The following is a 16,959-nucleotide window of genomic DNA, read 5'->3' on the forward strand; positions in this document are numbered from 1 at the left end:
AGCGGTTATCCAGGCTGGTCGCCCAGGGTGAGTGGAAGGGTGGGGTCGGCGGTCCAGGCGGTGAGGGAGCCGTCGTAGACGGCGACGTCGTCGCGGCCGAGCAGGGCCAGGGCGTGGGCGACGGCGGTGGCGGCGACCCCGCCGCCGCAGTAGGTGACGGGGGTGATCGTGGAATCCAGCAGGCCCGCGGTGGCGAACAGGGTCCGGAGTTCCGCCAGGGGGCGCAGGGTGCCGGTCCGTGGGTCGCGGATCCGGTCGATCGGGAGGTTGATGCTCGCGGGGATGTGTCCGGGGCGGGCGAACACCTCGGTGTCGCCGCGGTAGACGGCGGGGTCCAGGACGCCGACGAGAACGGAGCCGTCGTCGTCGATGGCGGCCCGCACCTCGGCGGTGGATCGGAGGAGACCCGGCCGCCGGCGCGGGGTGAAGGTGACCGGGGTCGGTGGGACGGGGAAGCTCGAGACCTCGCCGCCCGTGGTCTGCCAGGCCGGGAGTCCGCCGTCGAGGACGGCGACGTCGTCGAAACCCTCCAGGCGCAGCTGCCACCAGAAGCGGGTGGCCCACATGCCGTCGTCCTGGTCGTAGACGACGACGCGCACGCCGTCACCGATGCCCAGGGCGCCCGCCGCCGCGGCGAAGCGCGCCGAATCCGGTGCGGTGACGGGCTGATCGGCCGTGGGGTCGGCGAAGTCGGTGAGCAGGTCCGCGAAGACCGCGCCGGGCACCTGCGCGGCGGCGTAGGCGGTGCGGCCCGGCTCGAGGGAGAAGGTGCCGTCGTCGTGCACGGTGAACCGGGTGCTCGCGTCCACGACGAGCAGGCCGGGCTCGCCGAGATGGTCGCGGAGCCAGGAGACGGACACGGTGTGGGGGAAGGTGAGCCCCATGTGAACCTCCGATCGCGCTGGTGGGCACTGCCTCCCGAACCTAGCGAGGGGCGTCGAGTGGTGGACAGAGCACCGATCGCCGTGAATGTAATCAGGGCCTCGAACTGAACTCGCTGTTCCAATTCACTGTACGGTCGGGATGACATCGATGAACCGTCCCGTTAGCATCAATGTATGAAGCACATTGTTGTCGCCGGCGGGACCGACGGCCTCGGGCGGGCGGCGGCTCTCGACCGCCTGGCCAAAGGCGACACCGTCGTGGTCATCGGGCGGAACCCGGTGCGGGGCGCCGAGTTCCTGGCGGCGGCCGAGGCGCTCGGTGGCGGGGACCGTGCGCATTTCGTCGCCGCCGACCTCAGCTCGATCGCGGCCACGCGTGCGGCGATCGCGGCGGTTCGCGCGCGCGTCACCCGGCTCGACGCACTGGTACTGTGCGCGCGGCACTACCGGTCCGAACGGCTGGTGACCGCGGAAGGATTCGAGTACACCCTCGCCTTGTTCTATCTGAGCCGCTTCGTGCTCGGCTACGACCTGCTCGACCTGCTCGCGGCCGCACCTCGGCCGCTGATCCTCAATGTGGCGGGCCCCGGTAGCGGCACCGGCCAGATCCGCTGGGGTGACCTGGGTTTCGCGCAGGGCTATCACGGCCTGCGCGCGCTGTCGCAGGGCGGTCAGCTCAACGACCTGCTGGGAATCGAGTTCGCGCGCCGCGCTCCGGCCCGGGTGGCGTACGTGCTGCTGCATCCGGGCGTGGTCGACACGGGGCTGTCCGGCGACTACGACCCCGAGATGGCGGCCAGGATCGAGGCGATGCGGGTGGGCGCGCAATCGGTGGAGCGGGCGGTCGGCCCGATCCTCGACGTGCTGGACGATCCGCCGGTCGCGCCACTGACCGCGATCGTGCAGGGCAAGGTTCTCGACGTCCGCGGGCCCGCCTTCGATCCGGTCGCGGCGGCGCGGCTGTTCGACGAGACGACGACCCTGCTCGCGCGCCTGTCCCAGACCGTGGGTGCCGTCGAGCGCTGAACCGAGAACTGCGCTCGTTCGGCTATCGGCGGGCGAACTTTCGTCTGCAAGCACATTTGCCTTTGCATCGACGATCTGGCGGCGGATTGTGTAATCGCCTGTGCGAGTATTCGATTCGAGATCGTGATCTGCAAGAGATAAGATCATGAAAATCGTATGTCGAGCGTCACTGTGAATGACGCTGTGTCGCTGGTACTTTGAAACAGGGGTGGGAATTCTTCGCGGCTGTCGACGGCGTGGCCGCGAAAGCTCGGCTTGCTGCACCAGGGAGACTTCATGAACGATCATCCTGTGCCCTGTTCGGACGGCACGTCGCCGCCGGGCGTAGTGAATTCTATGGCGGGACGCCAGGAATTCCGGTCCATCGGTACGACCCGGATGTCCGGGTGCGCGGAGAGAACCCGATGCGATCGCCCGGAGCGGACCTGGTGTGAACGGCGCGATGCCCGGCTCACCCGCACGATCGATTACCTGTCCGGCGTCGGCCACAGCGAGGCCCGTATCCGGTTCGGCGACGCCGACACCCTGTGCGGCGGCGTGCAGAGCATGCTGTTCGTGCACTGCGGTGTACTGGACCGCGAAACCATCGTCCGCCGTTCGGAACTGGTGCTCGACACCGAATCCGGGCAGCCGGACGCGGGCTGCCTGTGGCTGGCGCTGCTGGCGCTGGTCTACGCGGACCGCTGCGCCGAGGCCGCGGCCTACTGCACCCGGCTGCTGTCGGCCGACCGAACCGAAACCTCGCCGCGCGTCGTCGAGGCACTCACGCTGATCCGCGCCAGGATCGACGCCCAGTCCGGCAGACCCGCCGCGGCGATCGAGGCGATGGGACCGCTGCTGCGGCGCGGGGTGTCGCCCTCGCTGCGGGGAATGGCGCTGGCCTGGCTGGTCGAGGCGCTGGTCCAGGTGGGTGACCTGCGCGGTGCCCGGTGTCTGTTCGAGGACCGGATGAGAGCGGTAGAGGCCATGCCCGACCACGCGCACGTGCTCGCCGCCCGCGGCGCGTTGCACCGGGCCGAAGGGGAGCTCGAGCGCAGCCTCGCGGACTATCTGGCCTGCGGAAAGGTCCTCACCGCACTGAATGTCGCCAATCCGGCGATCGTGCCGTGGCGGTCTCGCGCGGCGCTGGTCGCCACCGCGCTCGGGCGCTGCGACCTGGCGGCGGCGCTGGCCGACGACGAACTCGCGGCCGCCCGGCGCTGGGGGTCACCCGGCGCGGTGGGGCGGGCGTTGCACGCGGTCGGGATGGCACGGCGCGACGGCGGGTCGGTCGCCACGCTCGAACGCGCCGTTGAGCTGCTGGAACTGGCCGAGGCCCGGTACGAATTGATGGGCGCCCTGTGTGACCTGGGGCAGCTGCACGCACTCGAAGGTGATGTGGCGCGATCGCGGTGGGCGGTCGCGGCGGCCACCGAGCTCGCGGCCGCCGCGGGCAGCAGACCGGTGCTCCAGCGGGCGGGCTCGGTGCTCGGCACGCTGGACAACCAGCACCGCGAGACCGGTCTGACCAGACAGGAGCGCAAGATCGCCGGCCTGGCCCTGCGGGGGCTGACCAACAAGGACATCGCCGAAGAACTGTTCCTGACTGTGCGGACCGTCGAGTTCCATCTGTCGAATGTGTACCGAAAACTCGGCATTCCGGGTCGGCGGCAACTGGCGGGGGTGATGAATTCGCGGGAGTGTGCATGAACTAGTTTAGCGGTAGTCCAATTCCTCGGACGGTAGTCGTGTTTCGCACGGCTGCCGTCCTTCGTGCGTTTCCGGTGGCACCGAATGCGAAGTCCCGGTGGTGATCCTGTGGGTTTCCCGGGGATAACCTACGGGTCGACCGTAGAGTCGTTCCGCAGCTCTTGAACCGCCGCCGAATCCTGTGCGAGATTTCTCGTGATCGGTGAGCAGCGTTGTCGCCGAATAATTCTCGAAATTCGGCGAGAGGAATCGATATGTCTGCCAACCCGTCCCGCGCGGAACTCGTCGAACGTGCCGCGAAATTGGCGCCGCTGCTGCGCTCCCGGGCCCGGTGGATCGACGAGAACCGCCGTCTGCCCGACGATGTCATCGCGGCGATCGAGGAATCCGGCCTGCTGAAGATGCAGGCGCCCGCGCAGTACGGCGGCTACGAGTCCGCCACCCGCGATTTCGTCGATGTGCTCGCCGAAGTCGCCCGCGGCAATACCTCGGTGGCGTTCTGCCTGTCGATCTATGCCTCGCTGACCTGGATGTCGGCACTGTGGCCCGACGCGGCGCTCGACGAGGTGTTCGCGACGCCGAACGTGCGGATCTCGGGCACCACGGCCCCCACCGGCACGGCCACGAAGGTCGACGGCGGGTGGTTGCTCAACGGCACGTGGCGCTTCAACAGCGGTGTGCTGCACGCGCAGTGGAAGATCACGGTGGCCCTGCCGACCGAGCCCGGCGCCGCGCCGGTGCCGATCTTCGCGCTGGTGCCGACGGCGGATCTGCGCATCGTCGACGACTGGTACACCTCCGGGCTGGAAGGCTCGGGCAGCGTCTCCACGGTGGCCGAGAACGTCTTCGTGCCCGAGCACCGCGTCATCACCGGTGAGGACTTCTATCAGAACCGCTCCAAGTCGGCGGTCAACGTGCTCAAGCCGCAGTACGCGGCGCCGGTGCTGGTGCCGGTCACCGCGATCCAGACCGGACAGCTGGTCGGCGCGGCACGGGCGGCGCTGTCGGCCTTCGTCGAACGGCTGCCCGGCAGGCCGATCACCTACACCGACTATCCGAGTCAGCTCGACGCTCCGGTCACCCACCTCCAGGTCGGCGAGGCCGCGCTGCTGATCGAGGACGCCGAGGCACGGGCGCGCACCTTCGCCGACGTGATCGACGCGAAGGCAGCGGCGAACGAGGCGTGGACCGAACAGGAGCGGGTCTGGTCGCGGGTGCAGATCGGCTGGGTGGCTCATCAGGCCAAGGCCGCGGTGGAGATCCTGGCACAGGCCGGCGGCGGCTCCTCGATCCAGCGCGACGTCCCGATCGGGCGCTTGCAGCGCGACATCCACGCGACCTCGCTGCACGCCATGATCACGCCCAGCGTGAACATCGAGCTGTACGGCCGCTCGCTGGTCGGCCTGCCGCCCAACACCGTCTACCTGTGACCACGACGCAGCGACAGGGAGCCGGAACCATGCGCAAGGTACTCATCGCCAATCGAGGCGAGATCGCGGTCCGCGTCGTGCGCGCGTGCCGCGACGAAGGACTCACCGCGGTCGCGGTCTACGCCGAACCCGACCGGGACGCACCCCATGTCCGGCTGGCGGACGAGGCGTACGCGCTCGGCGGTGACACGCCGGCGACGAGCTATCTCGACTCGGCCAAACTGCTGGCCGCCGCGGCCGCCGCGGGAGCCGACGCCGTCCATCCCGGCTACGGATTCCTTTCCGAGGACGCGGATTTCGCGCAGGCGGTGCTCGACGCGGGGCTCATCTGGATCGGTCCGCCGCCGGCCGCGATCCGCGCGCTCGGTGACAAGGTCTCGGCCCGGCACCTCGCCGAGGCGGTCGGCGCTCCGCTCGTGCCGGGCACCCGTGATCCGATCGCGGGCGCGGCCGAGGCGGTGGCCTTCGCCGATCGGCACGGTCTGCCGATCGCGATCAAAGCCGCCCACGGCGGCGGCGGTCGCGGGCTGCGGGTCGCGCGGGATCGCGCCGAGATCGCCGAACTGTTCGACGCCGCCGTGCGCGAGGCCACCGCGGCCTTCGGCCGGGGCGAGTGCTTCGTCGAGCGCTACCTCGAGCAGCCACGACACGTGGAAACACAGTGCTTGGCAGACGCTTTCGGGCATGTCGTGGTGGTGTCGACCCGGGACTGCTCGCTGCAGCGCCGCCATCAGAAGCTGGTCGAGGAGGCCCCGGCGCCGTTCCTCACCGAGGCGCAGCGCGCGGAGCTGTACCGGGCGTCGAAGGCGATCCTGTCCAGGGCGGGCTATGTCGGCGCGGGCACGTGCGAATTCCTGATCGGGCGCGACGGCACACTGTCGTTCCTCGAGGTGAACACCCGGCTGCAGGTCGAGCATCCCGTGAGCGAGGAAGTGACCGGGATCGACCTGGTGCGCGAGATGTTCCGGATCGCCCGCGGCGAGGCGCTCGGTTACGACGACCCGCCCGCGCGCGGCCACGCGCTGGAGTTCCGCATCAATGCCGAGGACCCGGGGCGCGGATTCCTGCCCGCGCCCGGCACGGTGACCGCGTTCGCCGCGCCCTCGGGGCCGGGAGTCCGGGTGGACACCGGTGTCTACGAGGGGACCGTGATCGGCCCGGCCTGGGATTCGCTGCTGGCCAAGGTGATCGTCACCGGCGCCGACCGCGAGCAGGCGGTGGCCAGATCGCGACGGGTGCTCGCCGAGCTCACCGTCGACGGCCTCCCGACCACGCTGCCGTTCCACCGCGCCGTGCTCGACGACCCAGCGTTCACCACCGCGCCGTTCACCGTGCACACCCGCTGGATCGAGACCGAATTCGACAACCGCATCGCCCCGCAGGACCTCGGGGGCGAAGCGGAACCGGAGCAGGCGAGGGAAACGGTCGTCGTGGAGATCAGTGGTCGCCGGGTCGAGGTATCCCTGCCCGCGGCCGAGCGGATCGGGCCGGGTAGCGCGCCCCGCCGGACGCCACGGGCGGCGCGCGGTGGCGGAGTCCGCGGGGCTGTCGCCTCCGACGCGCTGGTCGCTCCCATGCAGGGCACCGTCGTGAAAGTCGCTGTGGCGGAAGGTCAGTGGGTCGACGCCGGCGAGCTCGTCGCGGTGATCGAGGCCATGAAGATGGAACAACCGATCACCGCGCACCGGGCGGGCACCGTGCGCGAACTGACCGCCACCGTCGGGACGACGGTGAGCTCCGGCACCACCCTGTGCCGGCTCGACGACTCCGGAAGTCATGCGGCATGAACGGGATTCAGGAGGAAACCATGGACACTGCGGTCATCGTGGCCGGAGCGGGACCGACCGGGCTGACCCTGGCCGGGGAACTGCGGCTGGCCGGCGTCGACGTGATCGTCGTCGACCGGCTGCCCGCCCGCACCGGGGAATCGCGCGGCATCGGGCTGACGCTGCGCACCGCCGAAGTACTGGAACAGCGCGGCCTGCTGAGCCGCTTCGGCGCGCTCGAAACGGGTTCGGCCGGACACTTCGGCGGTATCCCGCTGGACCTCGCGGTGCTCGGCGCCCCGCTGGAAGCACCGCGGACCGTGCCGCAGTCGACGACGGAAGCGGTGCTGGAGAGCTGGGCGCGGGAACTCGGCGCGGACATCCGGCGCGGGCACGAGGTCGTCGGGCTCGACAGCGACGCCGACGGGGTCACCGTGCACCTCGACGGTCACCCGCCGCTGCGGGCGGGCTACCTCGTCGGCGCCGACGGCGGGCGCAGTGTGGTGCGCAAAGCGGCCGGATTCGACTTTCCCGGCACCCCGGCCACCACCGAACTGCTGCTCGCCGACGTGCGTGGCGTGGAGATCGCGCCGCGGATGATCGGTCAGCAGGTGGCGGGCGGCATGGTGATCAGCGCCCGGCTGCCCGACGGCACCTACCGCATCATCGTCGGCGAACGCGGTGCCGCGCCCCGGCGGCGCAGTGGCCCACCGGATTTCGCCGAGGTCGCCGACGTGTGGAAGCGGCTGACCGACGTCGACATCTCGCACGCGGAGCCGGTGTGGGTGAGCGCGTTCGGTGACGCCGCGCGCCTGGTCACCGAGTACCGCCGCGGCCGGGTCCTGCTGGCGGGCGACGCCGCCCACGTGCACCTGCCCGCGGGCGGGCAGGGCATGAACACCGGCATCCAGGACGCGGTGAACCTCGGCTGGAAACTCGCCGCGGTGGTTCGGGGCACGGCGTCGGCGGCGCTGCTCGACACCTACCACGCGGAGCGCTATCCGGTGGGGGAGCGGCTGCTGGCCAACACCAAGGCGCAGAGCCTGTTCCTGCTCGGCGGCGAGGAGGTCGGGCCGCTGCGGGAGGTGCTGCGCGAACTCGTCGCCTATCCCGAGGTGGAACGGCACCTCGCCGCGCGGGTCACCGGTCTCGACATCCGCTACGACGTGGGCCGCGGCTCCCACCCGCTCTTGGGTGCGCGGCTGCCGCGGCGCGCGCTCGTTCGCGGCGGGCAGGTCACCGACACGGCCGCGCTGCTGCGGTCCGGTCGCGGTGTCCTGCTCGACCTCACCGACAACCCGGCGCTGCGCCGCCGGGCCCAGCCCTGGACCGACCGCATCGACGTGGTCACCGCCACCACCACCGAACCGATCGAGGCCGGCGCCCGCACCACGGCGGTGCTGGTGCGGCCCGACGGCCATGTCGCCTGGGTCGCTCCCGGCACCGACGACGATCTGCCGACCGCCCTGGACCGCTGGTTCGGGCCGGGCCGGTGAAGACCACAGAGAAGGGGAAGTCAATGTTCAGCACACTGATCGTGGCCCGCATGGACCTCGCGTCCGCGGGCGATGTCGCCGGATTGTTCCGGGACTTCGACACCACCGAGATGCCGCACCGGATGGGCACTCGCCGCCGTCAGCTGTTCCACTACCGCGGCCTGTACTTCCACCTGCAGGACTTCGACGCCGACGACGGCGGCGACCGGATCGAGGACGCCAAGACCGACGACCGCTTCGTCCGGATCAGCCAGGACCTGAAGCCGTTCATCGAGGCCTACGACCCGAAGACCTGGCGTTCCCCGGCAGATGCCATGGCGCACCGCTTCTACGACTGGAACGCGCGATGAGCGCCGGGGAACGCCGCGTGGTGATCACCGGCGTCGGTGTCACCGCCCCTGGCGGGGTCGGCACCAAGAGCTTCTGGGACCTGATCTCCAACGGCCGCACCGCGACCGGGCGCATCTCGCTGTTCGATCCGGCGCCGTTCCGCTCCCAGGTCGCCGCCGAGATCGACTTCGACCCGGAACTGCACGGCCTGACCCCGCAGGAGATCCGGCGGATGGACCGGGCGGCGCAGCTGGCGGTGGTGAGTGCCAGGGAGGCGGTGGCCGACAGCGGACTCGAATTCGACGACATCGACCCGTTCCGGACCGGTGTCACCATCGGCAGCGCGGTCGGCGCGACGATGGGGCTCGACCAGGAGTACCGCACCGTCAGCGACGGCGGGCGGCTCGAACTGGTCGACCACACCTACGCGGTGCCGCACCTCTACAACTACTTCGTCCCGAGTTCGTTCGCGACCGAGGTGGCCTGGGCCGTGGGCGCGCAGGGACCGTCGACGGTAGTGTCCACCGGTTGCACCTCCGGTCTGGACGCGGTGGGCTACGCCGCGGAGGTCCTGCGCGAGGGCGGCGCCGACGTGATGATCGCCGGTGCCACGGACGCGCCGATCAGCCCGATCACCGTGGCCTGCTTCGACGCGATCAAGGCGACGACCCCGCGCAACGACGACCCCGAACACGCCTCGCGCCCGTTCGACGCCAGCCGCAACGGGTTCGTCCTCGGCGAGGGCGCCGCGGTGTTCGTGCTCGAGGAACTCGAGAGCGCGCGCAGGCGGGGAGCGAAGATCTACGCCGAACTGGCCGGCCACGCCACCCGGTCCAACGCCTTCCACATGACCGGCTTGCGTCCGGACGGCAAGGAGATGGCCGAGGCGATCCGCACGGCGCTGGGTCAGGCGCGGATCGACGGCTCCGAGGTCGACTACATCAACGCGCACGGCTCGGGCACCAAACAGAACGACCGGCACGAGACCGCCGCGGTCAAGCGCAGTCTCGGTGACCACGCCTATCGCACGCCGATGAGCTCGATCAAGTCGATGGTCGGACACTCGCTCGGCGCGATCGGCTCGATCGAGATCGCGGCCTCGGTGCTGGCGCTGGTCAACGACGTGGTGCCGCCGACGGCGAACCTGCACAACCCTGATCCCGAATGCGATCTGGACTACGTACCGCTGACCGCCCGCGACCACAAGGTCGACGTGGTGCTGTCGGTGGGCAGCGGGTTCGGCGGCTTCCAGAGCGCGGTCGTGCTGGCCGATCCGTTCCGGAGCGGGCGATGACCGCCGCGGTGGTGACCGGGCTCGGTGTCGCCGCGCCGACCGGTCTGGGCTTGGACGAATACTGGCGCGCCACCCTCGCCGGGCAGACCGGGATCCGCCGGGTCACCCGGTTCGACCCCGAGTCCTATCCCGCCCGATTGGCCGGGGAGATCACCGGATTCGAGGCCGAGGAGCATCTGCCGGGCCGGCTGCTGCCGCAGACCGACCGGATGACCCGGCTGGCGCTGGTGAGCGCCGACTGGGCCTTCGCCGACGCCGGGGTGCGGCCGGACGAACTGCCCGACTACGCCGCTGGCGTGATCACCGCCAGCAGTTCGGGCGGGTTCGAGTTCGGGCAGAACGAGCTGCGCGCGCTGTGGAGCAAGGGCGGCGAGTACGTGAGCGCCTACCAGTCCTTCGCCTGGTTCTACGCGGTCAACAGCGGACAGATCTCCATCCGCAACGGGCTGCGCGGTCCGAGCAGCGTCGTGGTCAGTGACCAGGCGGGCGGCCTGGACGCGGTCGCCCAGGCGCGCAGGCAGATCCGGCGCGGCACCGCGCTGGTGGTGACCGGTGCCGTGGACGCCTCGATCTGCCCATGGGGCTGGGTGGCGCAACTGGCCGGTGGCGGGCTGAGCACCGTCGACGACCCCGAGCGGGCCTACCTGCCGTTCGACGCGCAGGCCGGTGGCTACGTCCCCGGCGAGGGCGGAGCGCTGCTGGTGCTCGAGGACGCCGAGCATGCCCGGCGCCGGGACGCGCCACAGATCTACGGCGAGATCGCCGGACACGCGGCGACCGTCGACCCGCGACCCGACGGCCCGGGCGAGCCCGGACTGCGCCGGGCGATCGACCTCGCCCTCGCCGACGCGGGCGTCACCCCCGCCGAGATCGACGTCGTGTTCGCCGACGCCGCGGGCATCGCCGAGCTCGACCGGATCGAGGCCGACGCCCTGGTCGCGGTGTTCGGCGCGCGTGGCGTACCGGTGACCGCGCCGAAAACCATGACGGGACGGCTGTATTCGGGCGCGGCGCCGCTCGATCTGGCCGCCGCCTTCCTGTCCATCCGCGACGGCGTGATCCCGCCGACCATCGGCACCGATCTCGCCGCGGACTATCCACTCGATCTGGTCGGCGAGGCCAGACAAGCCCCGGTGCGCACCGCGCTCGTGCTCGCGCGCGGCGCGGGCGGGTTCAACTCCGCCATGGTCGTGCGCGGCCCCGATCATCTTCGTCCCTGAGAAAGGAAAGCCCCGTGTCGACATCCCCGTTCACCCTCGACGACCTGCGCCGCATCCTGCGCGAAGGCAGTGGCGACAGCCCCGGCCTCGACGGCGAGTTCGCCGACCTCGAATTCGAAGAGCTCGGCTACGAGTCGCTGGCGCTGCTCGAGACCACCGGCCGGATCAAGCGCGAATTCGGCGTGACCCTCGACGACGACGCGGTCGTCGCCGTGACCACGCCGCGCGCCCTGGTCGCCCTGGTCAACGAACAGCTGCTCGAAGCGCCACAGCCCAGCTGAGCGCGACACCGATTGCCCGACAGGAGTACAGACATGACCAACGACGACAAGGTGGCCCTCGTGACCGGCGCCACCAGCGGCATCGGCCTGGCCTCGGCCCGTCAGCTGGCTGGCCAGGGACACCGGGTGTTCCTGTGCGCCCGCAGCAAGGAAGCCGTCGCCGACACCGTCGCGCGATTGCGGGGCGAGGGCTTCGACGTGGACGGCACCACCGCCGATGTCCGTGCGGCCGAGGACATCTCGGCGTTCGTCCGGGCCGCGGTCGACCGGTACGGCCCGGTGGACGTGCTGGTCAACAACGCGGGCCGCTCCGGCGGCGGTGTCACCGCCGACCTCACCGAGGAACTGTGGTCCGACGTGATCGCGACCAACCTCAACAGTGTCTTCCTGGCCAGCCGCGAGGTGCTGACCACCGGCGGCATGCGGGACAAGCAGCGCGGCCGCATCATCAACATCGCCTCCACCGCGGGCAAGCAGGGCGTGGTGCTCGGGGCGCCGTACTCGGCGTCCAAGCACGGTGTCGTCGGCTTCACCAAGGCCCTGGGCAACGAGCTGGCCCCGACCGGGATCACCGTCAACGCGGTGTGCCCCGGGTACGTGGAAACGCCGATGGCGCAACGGGTCCGGTCCGGCTACGCGGCGGCCTACGACACCACCGAGGACGCCATCCTCACCAAGTTCCAGGCCAAGATCCCGCTCGGCCGCTACTCCACCCCCGAAGAGGTAGCCGGCCTGGTCGGCTACCTGGCGTCCGATCTGGCCGCCTCCATCACCGCGCAGGCGCTCAACGTCTGCGGCGGACTCGGCAACTTCTGAATCCGGCCGACGAGCACCAGGAGACTCCCATGACGACGCAGACCACCCGCCAGGTCGAGCACACCATCACCGTGGCCGCCCCGCCCGGCGAGGTGTACCGCCTGCTGGCCGAGGTGGAGAACTGGCCCCGGCTGTTCCCACCGTCGGTGTACGTGACCCGGCTCGAACACGAGGGCAACTCCGAACGCATCCAGATCTGGGCCACCGCCAACGGCGAACCCAAGACCTGGATCTCGCGTCGCGCCCTCGACCCCGTGCAGCTGCGGATCACCTTCTGGCAGGAGGTGTCCGCGCCGCCCGTGGCGCAGATGAGCGGCACCTGGATCATCGAACCGAGCGGGGACGGCACCGCGCTGCGGCTGCTGCACTCCTACCGGGCGATCGACGACGATCCCGAGGGCCTGGCGTGGATCGAGAAGGCGGTCGACGACAACAGCCGCGCCGAACTGCCCGGGCTCAAGGCCGCGGTGGAGTCGGCGGTGCGGACCGCCGATCTCACCCTGTCGTTCGTCGACTCGGTCGAGATCGTCGGCGCGGCAGGCGATGTCTACGACTTCGTCAACGAGGCGGACCGGTGGACCGAGCGGCTGCCGCACGTGGCCTCGGTGCGGCTGACCGAGGACACCCCGGGTGTGCAGGTGCTGCGGATGGACACCCTGACCAAGGACGGGTCCAGCCACACCACCGAATCGGTACGGATCTGCTTCCCCCGGGAGCGGATCGCCTACAAGCAGACCACCCTGCCCGCCCTGATGGCCGTGCACACCGGCTATTGGGAATTCCGGACCAACCCGGACGGCACGACCACCGCGTCCTCGCAGCACACGGTGATCATCGAGGAATCGCGGATCACCGAGATCCTCGGACCCGATGCCGGGGTGCCCGAGGCCCGCACGTTCCTGCGCGAAGCGCTCGGCGGCAACAGCCGGGCCACGCTGAACCACGCCAAGAACTATGCCGAAGCCCGACGATGACCCCGACGTCCTGATCGTCGGCGCCGGACCGGTCGGGCTCCTGCTCGCCGGCGACCTGGCCGAGGCGGGCCTGCGCGTGACGGTGGTGGAACAGCTCGCCGCGCCCACCACCGAATCGCGGGCCTCCACCCTGCACGCCCGCACCATGGACGTGCTCGCCGAGCGTGGCGTGCTCGACCGGCTCGGTCCGCTGCCCGACGGTGGTCCCGGCCATTTCGGCGGGTTGCGGCTCGACCTCACCGAAGCCGATCCGGCACACCGGTTCTCGGGCCAGTGGAAATGCCCCCAGGTCCGGCTGGAAGCGGTCTTGCAGGAGCGAGCGCTCGAGGCGGGGGCCGTGCTGCGGCGTGGACATCGGGTCACCGCCCTGATCGCGCACCCCGGCTTCGTCCGGATCGAGACCGTCACCGGGGACGGCGTCCGGCACACCCACCGCGGCGCCTATCTCGTCGGGTGCGACGGAGAACGCAGCACGGTGCGTGACCTGGCCGAATTCGAGCTGGCGGGCGCGGCGGCCGGCAGGGAGATGCTGCGGGCCGACGTGGCCGGGATCGATATCCCGGCCCGCCGGTTCGAACGGCTCCCGCACGGGCTGGCGGTGTCGTCGCGCTGGCCCGACGGCAGCACCAGGGTGATGGTGCACGTCTACGGCGCCGAACCCCGGGGCACCGGCGGCGAACCCGGGTTCGAGGAGATCGCCGCCGCTTGGACGCGGGTGACCGGCGAGCCGATCGGACACGGAACGCCGCTGTGGCGCAACGCGTTCGACGACACCAGCCAGCAGGTCACCCGGTATCGGCGCGGCCGGGTCCTGCTGGCCGGTGACGCCGCCCACCGCCAGCTGCCGGTCGGTGGCCAAGCTCTCAACCTCGGCCTGCAGGACGCCGCCGACCTGTCCGGCCGACTGATCGGCAGTCGCGCCGATGTCGAGGCCGGACTCGACGGCTACCACCGCACCCGGCACGCCGTCGGCGCCCGCACCCTGACCAACATCCGCGCCCAAACCCTGCTGCTCCTGGGCGGACCGGAGGTCGAACCCGCCCGGCAGCTGTTCGCCGAGCTCCTGCGCCTCGGCGACGTCCGCTCCCATCTCGCCCGCATGATCAGCGGCCTGCCCGGTCCCGGCGACCCGGCCGCCGCACCACCCCCGTCGAAGGAGAACCTCATGAGCCTGACGAACAAGACCGCCCTGGTCACCGGATCCAGCCGTGGCATCGGTCGCGCGACCGCCCGGCAGCTCGCCGCCAAGGGTGCGCTCGTCGCCGTGCATTACGCGGGCAACGAGGCTGCCGCGCGCGAGACGGTCGAATTCATCGAAACCGACGGTGGCCGTGCCTTTCCCGTCCGCGCCGACCTGGGCGAGGCGGGGGGCGTGCACGAGTTGTTCCTCGGCCTGGAACAGGGACTCAAGGAACGCACCGGTGAGACCACCCTCGACATCCTGGTCAACAACGCCGGGATCACCACGCCGGCCGGTGTGCTCCCCGAGGACGTGACGCCGGAAGACTTCGACCGGCTCTTCGCGGTCAATGTCCGGGCGCCGTTCTTCATCGTGCAGCGCGCCCTCGGACTGCTGCCCGAAGGCGGGCGGATCGTCAACATCTCCTCCGGCCTGACCCGATTCGCCAGCCCCGACCAGGTGGCCTACTCGATGACCAAGGGTGCGGTGGAACAGATCACGCTGCACTTCGCCCGCCACCTGGCACCGCGCGGGATCACCGTCAACACCGTCGCGCCCGGCATCACCGACAACGGCAGCGCCGTGTTCGACATCCCCGAGGCGGTCGAGCAGATGGCCCAGTTCTCGGCGTTCAAACGCGTCGGCGCGGCGGTCGACGTCGCCGATGTCGTCACCTTCCTCGCCACCGACGAGGCCCGGTGGATCACCGGCGCCTTCCTCGACGCCACCGGCGGAACACTGCTCGGCTGACCGCACGGCCCCGGCCGAGACACCCCAGGAGATCCGATGACGACAGTGCACGAACCCACCGGGTACACCGACCGGCTCGACGAACTCGATGCCGTCAAACGCGCCGCCCGGCTCGGCCCCGATCCGGCGGCCACCGAACGACAGCACGCCAAGGGCAAACTCACCGCCCGCGAACGCATCGACCTGCTCCTCGACCCCGGCTCGTTCGTCGAGGTGGAGCCGCTGCGCAGGCACCGGGCCACCGGCTTCGGGCTGGAAGCGCGGCGGCCCTACACCGACGGCGTGATCACCGGCTGGGGGACCGTGGACGCGCGCACGGTCTTCGTCTACGCGGGCGATTTCCGCGTCTTCGGCGGTGCGCTGGGCGAGGCGCACGCCCAGAAGATCCACAAGATCATGGACATGGCCGTCGCGGCGGGCGCGCCACTGGTCTCGCTCAACGACGGTGCGGGCGCCCGCATCCAGGAGGGCGTGACCGCGCTGGCCGGCTACGGCGGGATCTTCCGCCGCAATACCCGGGCCTCGGGGGTGATCCCGCAGATCAGCGTGATGCTCGGCCCGTGCGCGGGCGGCGCCGCGTACTCGCCCGCGCTCACCGACTTCGTCTTCGTGGTACGCGATATCGCGCAGATGTTCATCACCGGACCCGACGTGGTGCGCACCGTGACCGGCGAACGGGTGACCCACGACGAACTCGGTGGCGCCGACGTCCACGCCTCGGTGTCGGGGGTCGCGCACTTCGTCTACGACGACGAACAGTCGTGCCTGTCCGATGTGCGCGCGCTGCTGTCGATGCTGCCCGCCAACAACCGGGAGCTGCCGCCGGTCGCCTTCACCGCCGATCCCGCCGACCGGCAGACCACGGCACTGACCGAGCTGGTGCCGCTGGACGGCAACCGCCCCTACGACATTCGCGATGTGCTGGTCGAAATCGTCGACGACGGCGACTATTTCGAAGTCCAGGCCACCTGGGCGACGAACCTGGTGTGCGCGCTGGCCCGGCTCGACGGACAGGTGGTCGGCGTGGTGGCCAGCCAGCCGCTGAGCCTGGCGGGGGTGCTCGACATCGACGCCAGCGAGAAGGGCGCGCGGTTCGTCCAGTTCTGCGACGCCTTCAACATCCCGCTGCTGACGCTGGTCGATGTGCCGGGATTCCTGCCCGGCGTCGGGCAGGAACACGCGGGCATCATCCGCCGTGGCGCGAAACTGCTCTACGCCTACTGCAACGCGACGGTGCCGCGCGTCTCGCTGGTGCTGCGCAAGTCCTACGGCGGCGCCTATATCGTGATGGACTCGCTGTCGATCGGCACCGACCTGGCCCTGGCCTGGCCGACCAACGAGATCGCCGTGATGGGGGCCGAGGCCGCCGCCGACGTGGTGTTCCGGCGCGAGATCGCGGCGTCGGCCGACCCCGCGGCCACCCGCGAGCGCAAGATCGCCGAATACCGCGACGAACTCGTGCACCCCTACTACGCGGCCGAGCGCGGCCTCATCGACGACGTGATCGACCCGCGGGACACCCGGGGCGTGCTGATCCGCGCCTTCGCCATGCTGGCGGGCAAGGACACCGATCTGCCCCGCCGCAAGCACGGGAACCCGCCGCAATGAGCGCCGATCACCCGGTGCCCTTCCTGCGCGTCGAGAAGGGCAGCGCCGACCCGGACGAACTCGGCGCCCTGCTCCTGCTGCTGCTCGCCCGGCGTCGCGCCGCCGCCGAACCGCCGGCCCCCGCCAGGCCCGTCGCCCGCTGGCGGCGCCTGGAACGCCGGCCCGCCTTCACCGACCCCCGCGCGTGGACCGGATCCACCCGCTGACGAACGGAA

The 16,959-nt window shown here is 70.8% G+C and carries 15 protein-coding genes; 14 read left to right on the forward strand and 1 reads right to left on the reverse strand.

Features of this window, described 5'->3' with window-relative positions:
* Nucleotides 1-5: 5 nt before the first annotated feature.
* Nucleotides 6-884, reverse strand: a complete 879-nt coding sequence (locus AB0L91_RS26655) for a rhodanese-like domain-containing protein (protein ID WP_365014625.1) — start codon at nucleotides 882-884, stop codon at nucleotides 6-8.
* Between the two features lie 174 nt (nucleotides 885-1,058).
* On the opposite strand from AB0L91_RS26655, the gene AB0L91_RS26660 reads away from it, so the two are divergent.
* The 14 genes from AB0L91_RS26660 (at nucleotide 1,059) to AB0L91_RS26725 (ending at nucleotide 16,950) form a co-directional block, all read left to right on the forward strand.
* The gene (locus tag AB0L91_RS26660) at nucleotides 1,059-1,910 is read left to right on the forward strand and encodes an SDR family NAD(P)-dependent oxidoreductase (RefSeq protein ID WP_365014627.1); all 852 of its coding nucleotides are present in this window, start codon (nucleotides 1,059-1,061) and stop codon (nucleotides 1,908-1,910) included.
* A 336-nt stretch (nucleotides 1,911-2,246) separates the two neighbouring features.
* Complete coding sequence (locus AB0L91_RS26665) at nucleotides 2,247-3,599, forward strand: helix-turn-helix transcriptional regulator (protein ID WP_365014630.1); 1,353 nt, start codon at nucleotides 2,247-2,249, stop codon at nucleotides 3,597-3,599.
* Nucleotides 3,600-3,853: 254 nt separating this feature from the next.
* Nucleotides 3,854-5,029: an acyl-CoA dehydrogenase family protein gene (locus AB0L91_RS26670; protein WP_365014631.1), complete on the forward strand. Its 1,176-nt coding sequence runs from the start codon at nucleotides 3,854-3,856 to the stop codon at nucleotides 5,027-5,029.
* Nucleotides 5,030-5,058: 29 nt separating this feature from the next.
* Entirely contained in the window at nucleotides 5,059-6,816 is a 1,758-nt protein-coding gene (locus AB0L91_RS26675) for a biotin carboxylase N-terminal domain-containing protein (RefSeq protein WP_365014634.1), read from the forward strand.
* 20 nt (nucleotides 6,817-6,836) lie between these two features.
* Complete coding sequence (locus AB0L91_RS26680) at nucleotides 6,837-8,291, forward strand: FAD-dependent monooxygenase (protein ID WP_365014637.1); 1,455 nt, start codon at nucleotides 6,837-6,839, stop codon at nucleotides 8,289-8,291.
* Between the two features lie 23 nt (nucleotides 8,292-8,314).
* Nucleotides 8,315-8,641 carry a TcmI family type II polyketide cyclase gene (locus tag AB0L91_RS26685; RefSeq protein ID WP_365014640.1) on the forward strand — a complete coding sequence of 109 codons (327 nt, stop codon included), beginning with the start codon at nucleotides 8,315-8,317 and terminating at the stop codon, nucleotides 8,639-8,641.
* Complete coding sequence (locus AB0L91_RS26690) at nucleotides 8,638-9,915, forward strand: beta-ketoacyl-[acyl-carrier-protein] synthase family protein (RefSeq protein WP_365014643.1); 1,278 nt, start codon at nucleotides 8,638-8,640, stop codon at nucleotides 9,913-9,915. Before AB0L91_RS26685 ends, AB0L91_RS26690 begins: the two co-directional genes overlap by 4 nt.
* Nucleotides 9,912-11,135: a ketosynthase chain-length factor gene (locus AB0L91_RS26695; protein WP_365014646.1), complete on the forward strand. Its 1,224-nt coding sequence runs from the start codon at nucleotides 9,912-9,914 to the stop codon at nucleotides 11,133-11,135. Before AB0L91_RS26690 ends, AB0L91_RS26695 begins: the two co-directional genes overlap by 4 nt.
* 14 nt (nucleotides 11,136-11,149) lie before the next feature.
* Entirely contained in the window at nucleotides 11,150-11,416 is a 267-nt protein-coding gene (locus tag AB0L91_RS26700) for an acyl carrier protein (protein WP_365014649.1), read from the forward strand.
* A 33-nt stretch (nucleotides 11,417-11,449) separates the two neighbouring features.
* Nucleotides 11,450-12,232, forward strand: coding sequence for a 3-oxoacyl-ACP reductase FabG (gene fabG / locus AB0L91_RS26705; protein WP_365014652.1), 783 nt, complete (start codon nucleotides 11,450-11,452; stop codon nucleotides 12,230-12,232).
* A 29-nt stretch (nucleotides 12,233-12,261) separates the two neighbouring features.
* Nucleotides 12,262-13,206: an aromatase/cyclase gene (locus tag AB0L91_RS26710; RefSeq protein WP_365014653.1), complete on the forward strand. Its 945-nt coding sequence runs from the start codon at nucleotides 12,262-12,264 to the stop codon at nucleotides 13,204-13,206.
* Entirely contained in the window at nucleotides 13,187-15,136 is a 1,950-nt protein-coding gene (locus tag AB0L91_RS26715) for an SDR family oxidoreductase (RefSeq protein ID WP_365014655.1), read from the forward strand. Before AB0L91_RS26710 ends, AB0L91_RS26715 begins: the two co-directional genes overlap by 20 nt.
* 36 nt (nucleotides 15,137-15,172) lie before the next feature.
* The gene (locus AB0L91_RS26720) at nucleotides 15,173-16,744 is read left to right on the forward strand and encodes an acyl-CoA carboxylase subunit beta (RefSeq protein WP_365014657.1); all 1,572 of its coding nucleotides are present in this window, start codon (nucleotides 15,173-15,175) and stop codon (nucleotides 16,742-16,744) included.
* A complete protein-coding gene (locus AB0L91_RS26725; protein ID WP_365014660.1) occupies nucleotides 16,741-16,950 on the forward strand; it encodes an acyl-CoA carboxylase epsilon subunit in 210 nt (69 codons plus the stop codon). Before AB0L91_RS26720 ends, AB0L91_RS26725 begins: the two co-directional genes overlap by 4 nt.
* Nucleotides 16,951-16,959: the final 9 nt, after the last annotated feature.

This window comes from Nocardia sp. NPDC051833, assembly GCF_040681225.1.
Taxonomy (GTDB): domain Bacteria; phylum Actinomycetota; class Actinomycetes; order Mycobacteriales; family Mycobacteriaceae; genus Nocardia.

What these genes read in the sequence shown, in the direction of transcription:
- AB0L91_RS26685 (WP_365014640.1), top strand. Translation starts at nt 8,315, where the DNA reads ATGTTCAGCACACTGATCGTGGCCCGCATGGACCTCGCGTCCGCGGGC.
- AB0L91_RS26675 (WP_365014634.1), top strand. Translation starts at nt 5,059, where the DNA reads ATGCGCAAGGTACTCATCGCCAATCGAGGCGAGATCGCGGTCCGCGTC.
- AB0L91_RS26690 (WP_365014643.1), top strand. Translation starts at nt 8,638, where the DNA reads ATGAGCGCCGGGGAACGCCGCGTGGTGATCACCGGCGTCGGTGTCACC.
- AB0L91_RS26695 (WP_365014646.1), top strand. Translation starts at nt 9,912, where the DNA reads ATGACCGCCGCGGTGGTGACCGGGCTCGGTGTCGCCGCGCCGACCGGT.
- fabG (WP_365014652.1), top strand. Translation starts at nt 11,450, where the DNA reads ATGACCAACGACGACAAGGTGGCCCTCGTGACCGGCGCCACCAGCGGC.
- AB0L91_RS26680 (WP_365014637.1), top strand. Translation starts at nt 6,837, where the DNA reads ATGGACACTGCGGTCATCGTGGCCGGAGCGGGACCGACCGGGCTGACC.
- AB0L91_RS26715 (WP_365014655.1), top strand. Translation starts at nt 13,187, where the DNA reads ATGCCGAAGCCCGACGATGACCCCGACGTCCTGATCGTCGGCGCCGGA.
- AB0L91_RS26665 (WP_365014630.1), top strand. Translation starts at nt 2,247, where the DNA reads ATGGCGGGACGCCAGGAATTCCGGTCCATCGGTACGACCCGGATGTCC.
- AB0L91_RS26710 (WP_365014653.1), top strand. Translation starts at nt 12,262, where the DNA reads ATGACGACGCAGACCACCCGCCAGGTCGAGCACACCATCACCGTGGCC.
- AB0L91_RS26655 (WP_365014625.1), bottom strand. Translation starts at nt 884, where the DNA reads ATGGGGCTCACCTTCCCCCACACCGTGTCCGTCTCCTGGCTCCGCGAC.
- AB0L91_RS26660 (WP_365014627.1), top strand. Translation starts at nt 1,059, where the DNA reads ATGAAGCACATTGTTGTCGCCGGCGGGACCGACGGCCTCGGGCGGGCG.
- AB0L91_RS26720 (WP_365014657.1), top strand. Translation starts at nt 15,173, where the DNA reads ATGACGACAGTGCACGAACCCACCGGGTACACCGACCGGCTCGACGAA.
- AB0L91_RS26725 (WP_365014660.1), top strand. Translation starts at nt 16,741, where the DNA reads ATGAGCGCCGATCACCCGGTGCCCTTCCTGCGCGTCGAGAAGGGCAGC.
- AB0L91_RS26670 (WP_365014631.1), top strand. Translation starts at nt 3,854, where the DNA reads ATGTCTGCCAACCCGTCCCGCGCGGAACTCGTCGAACGTGCCGCGAAA.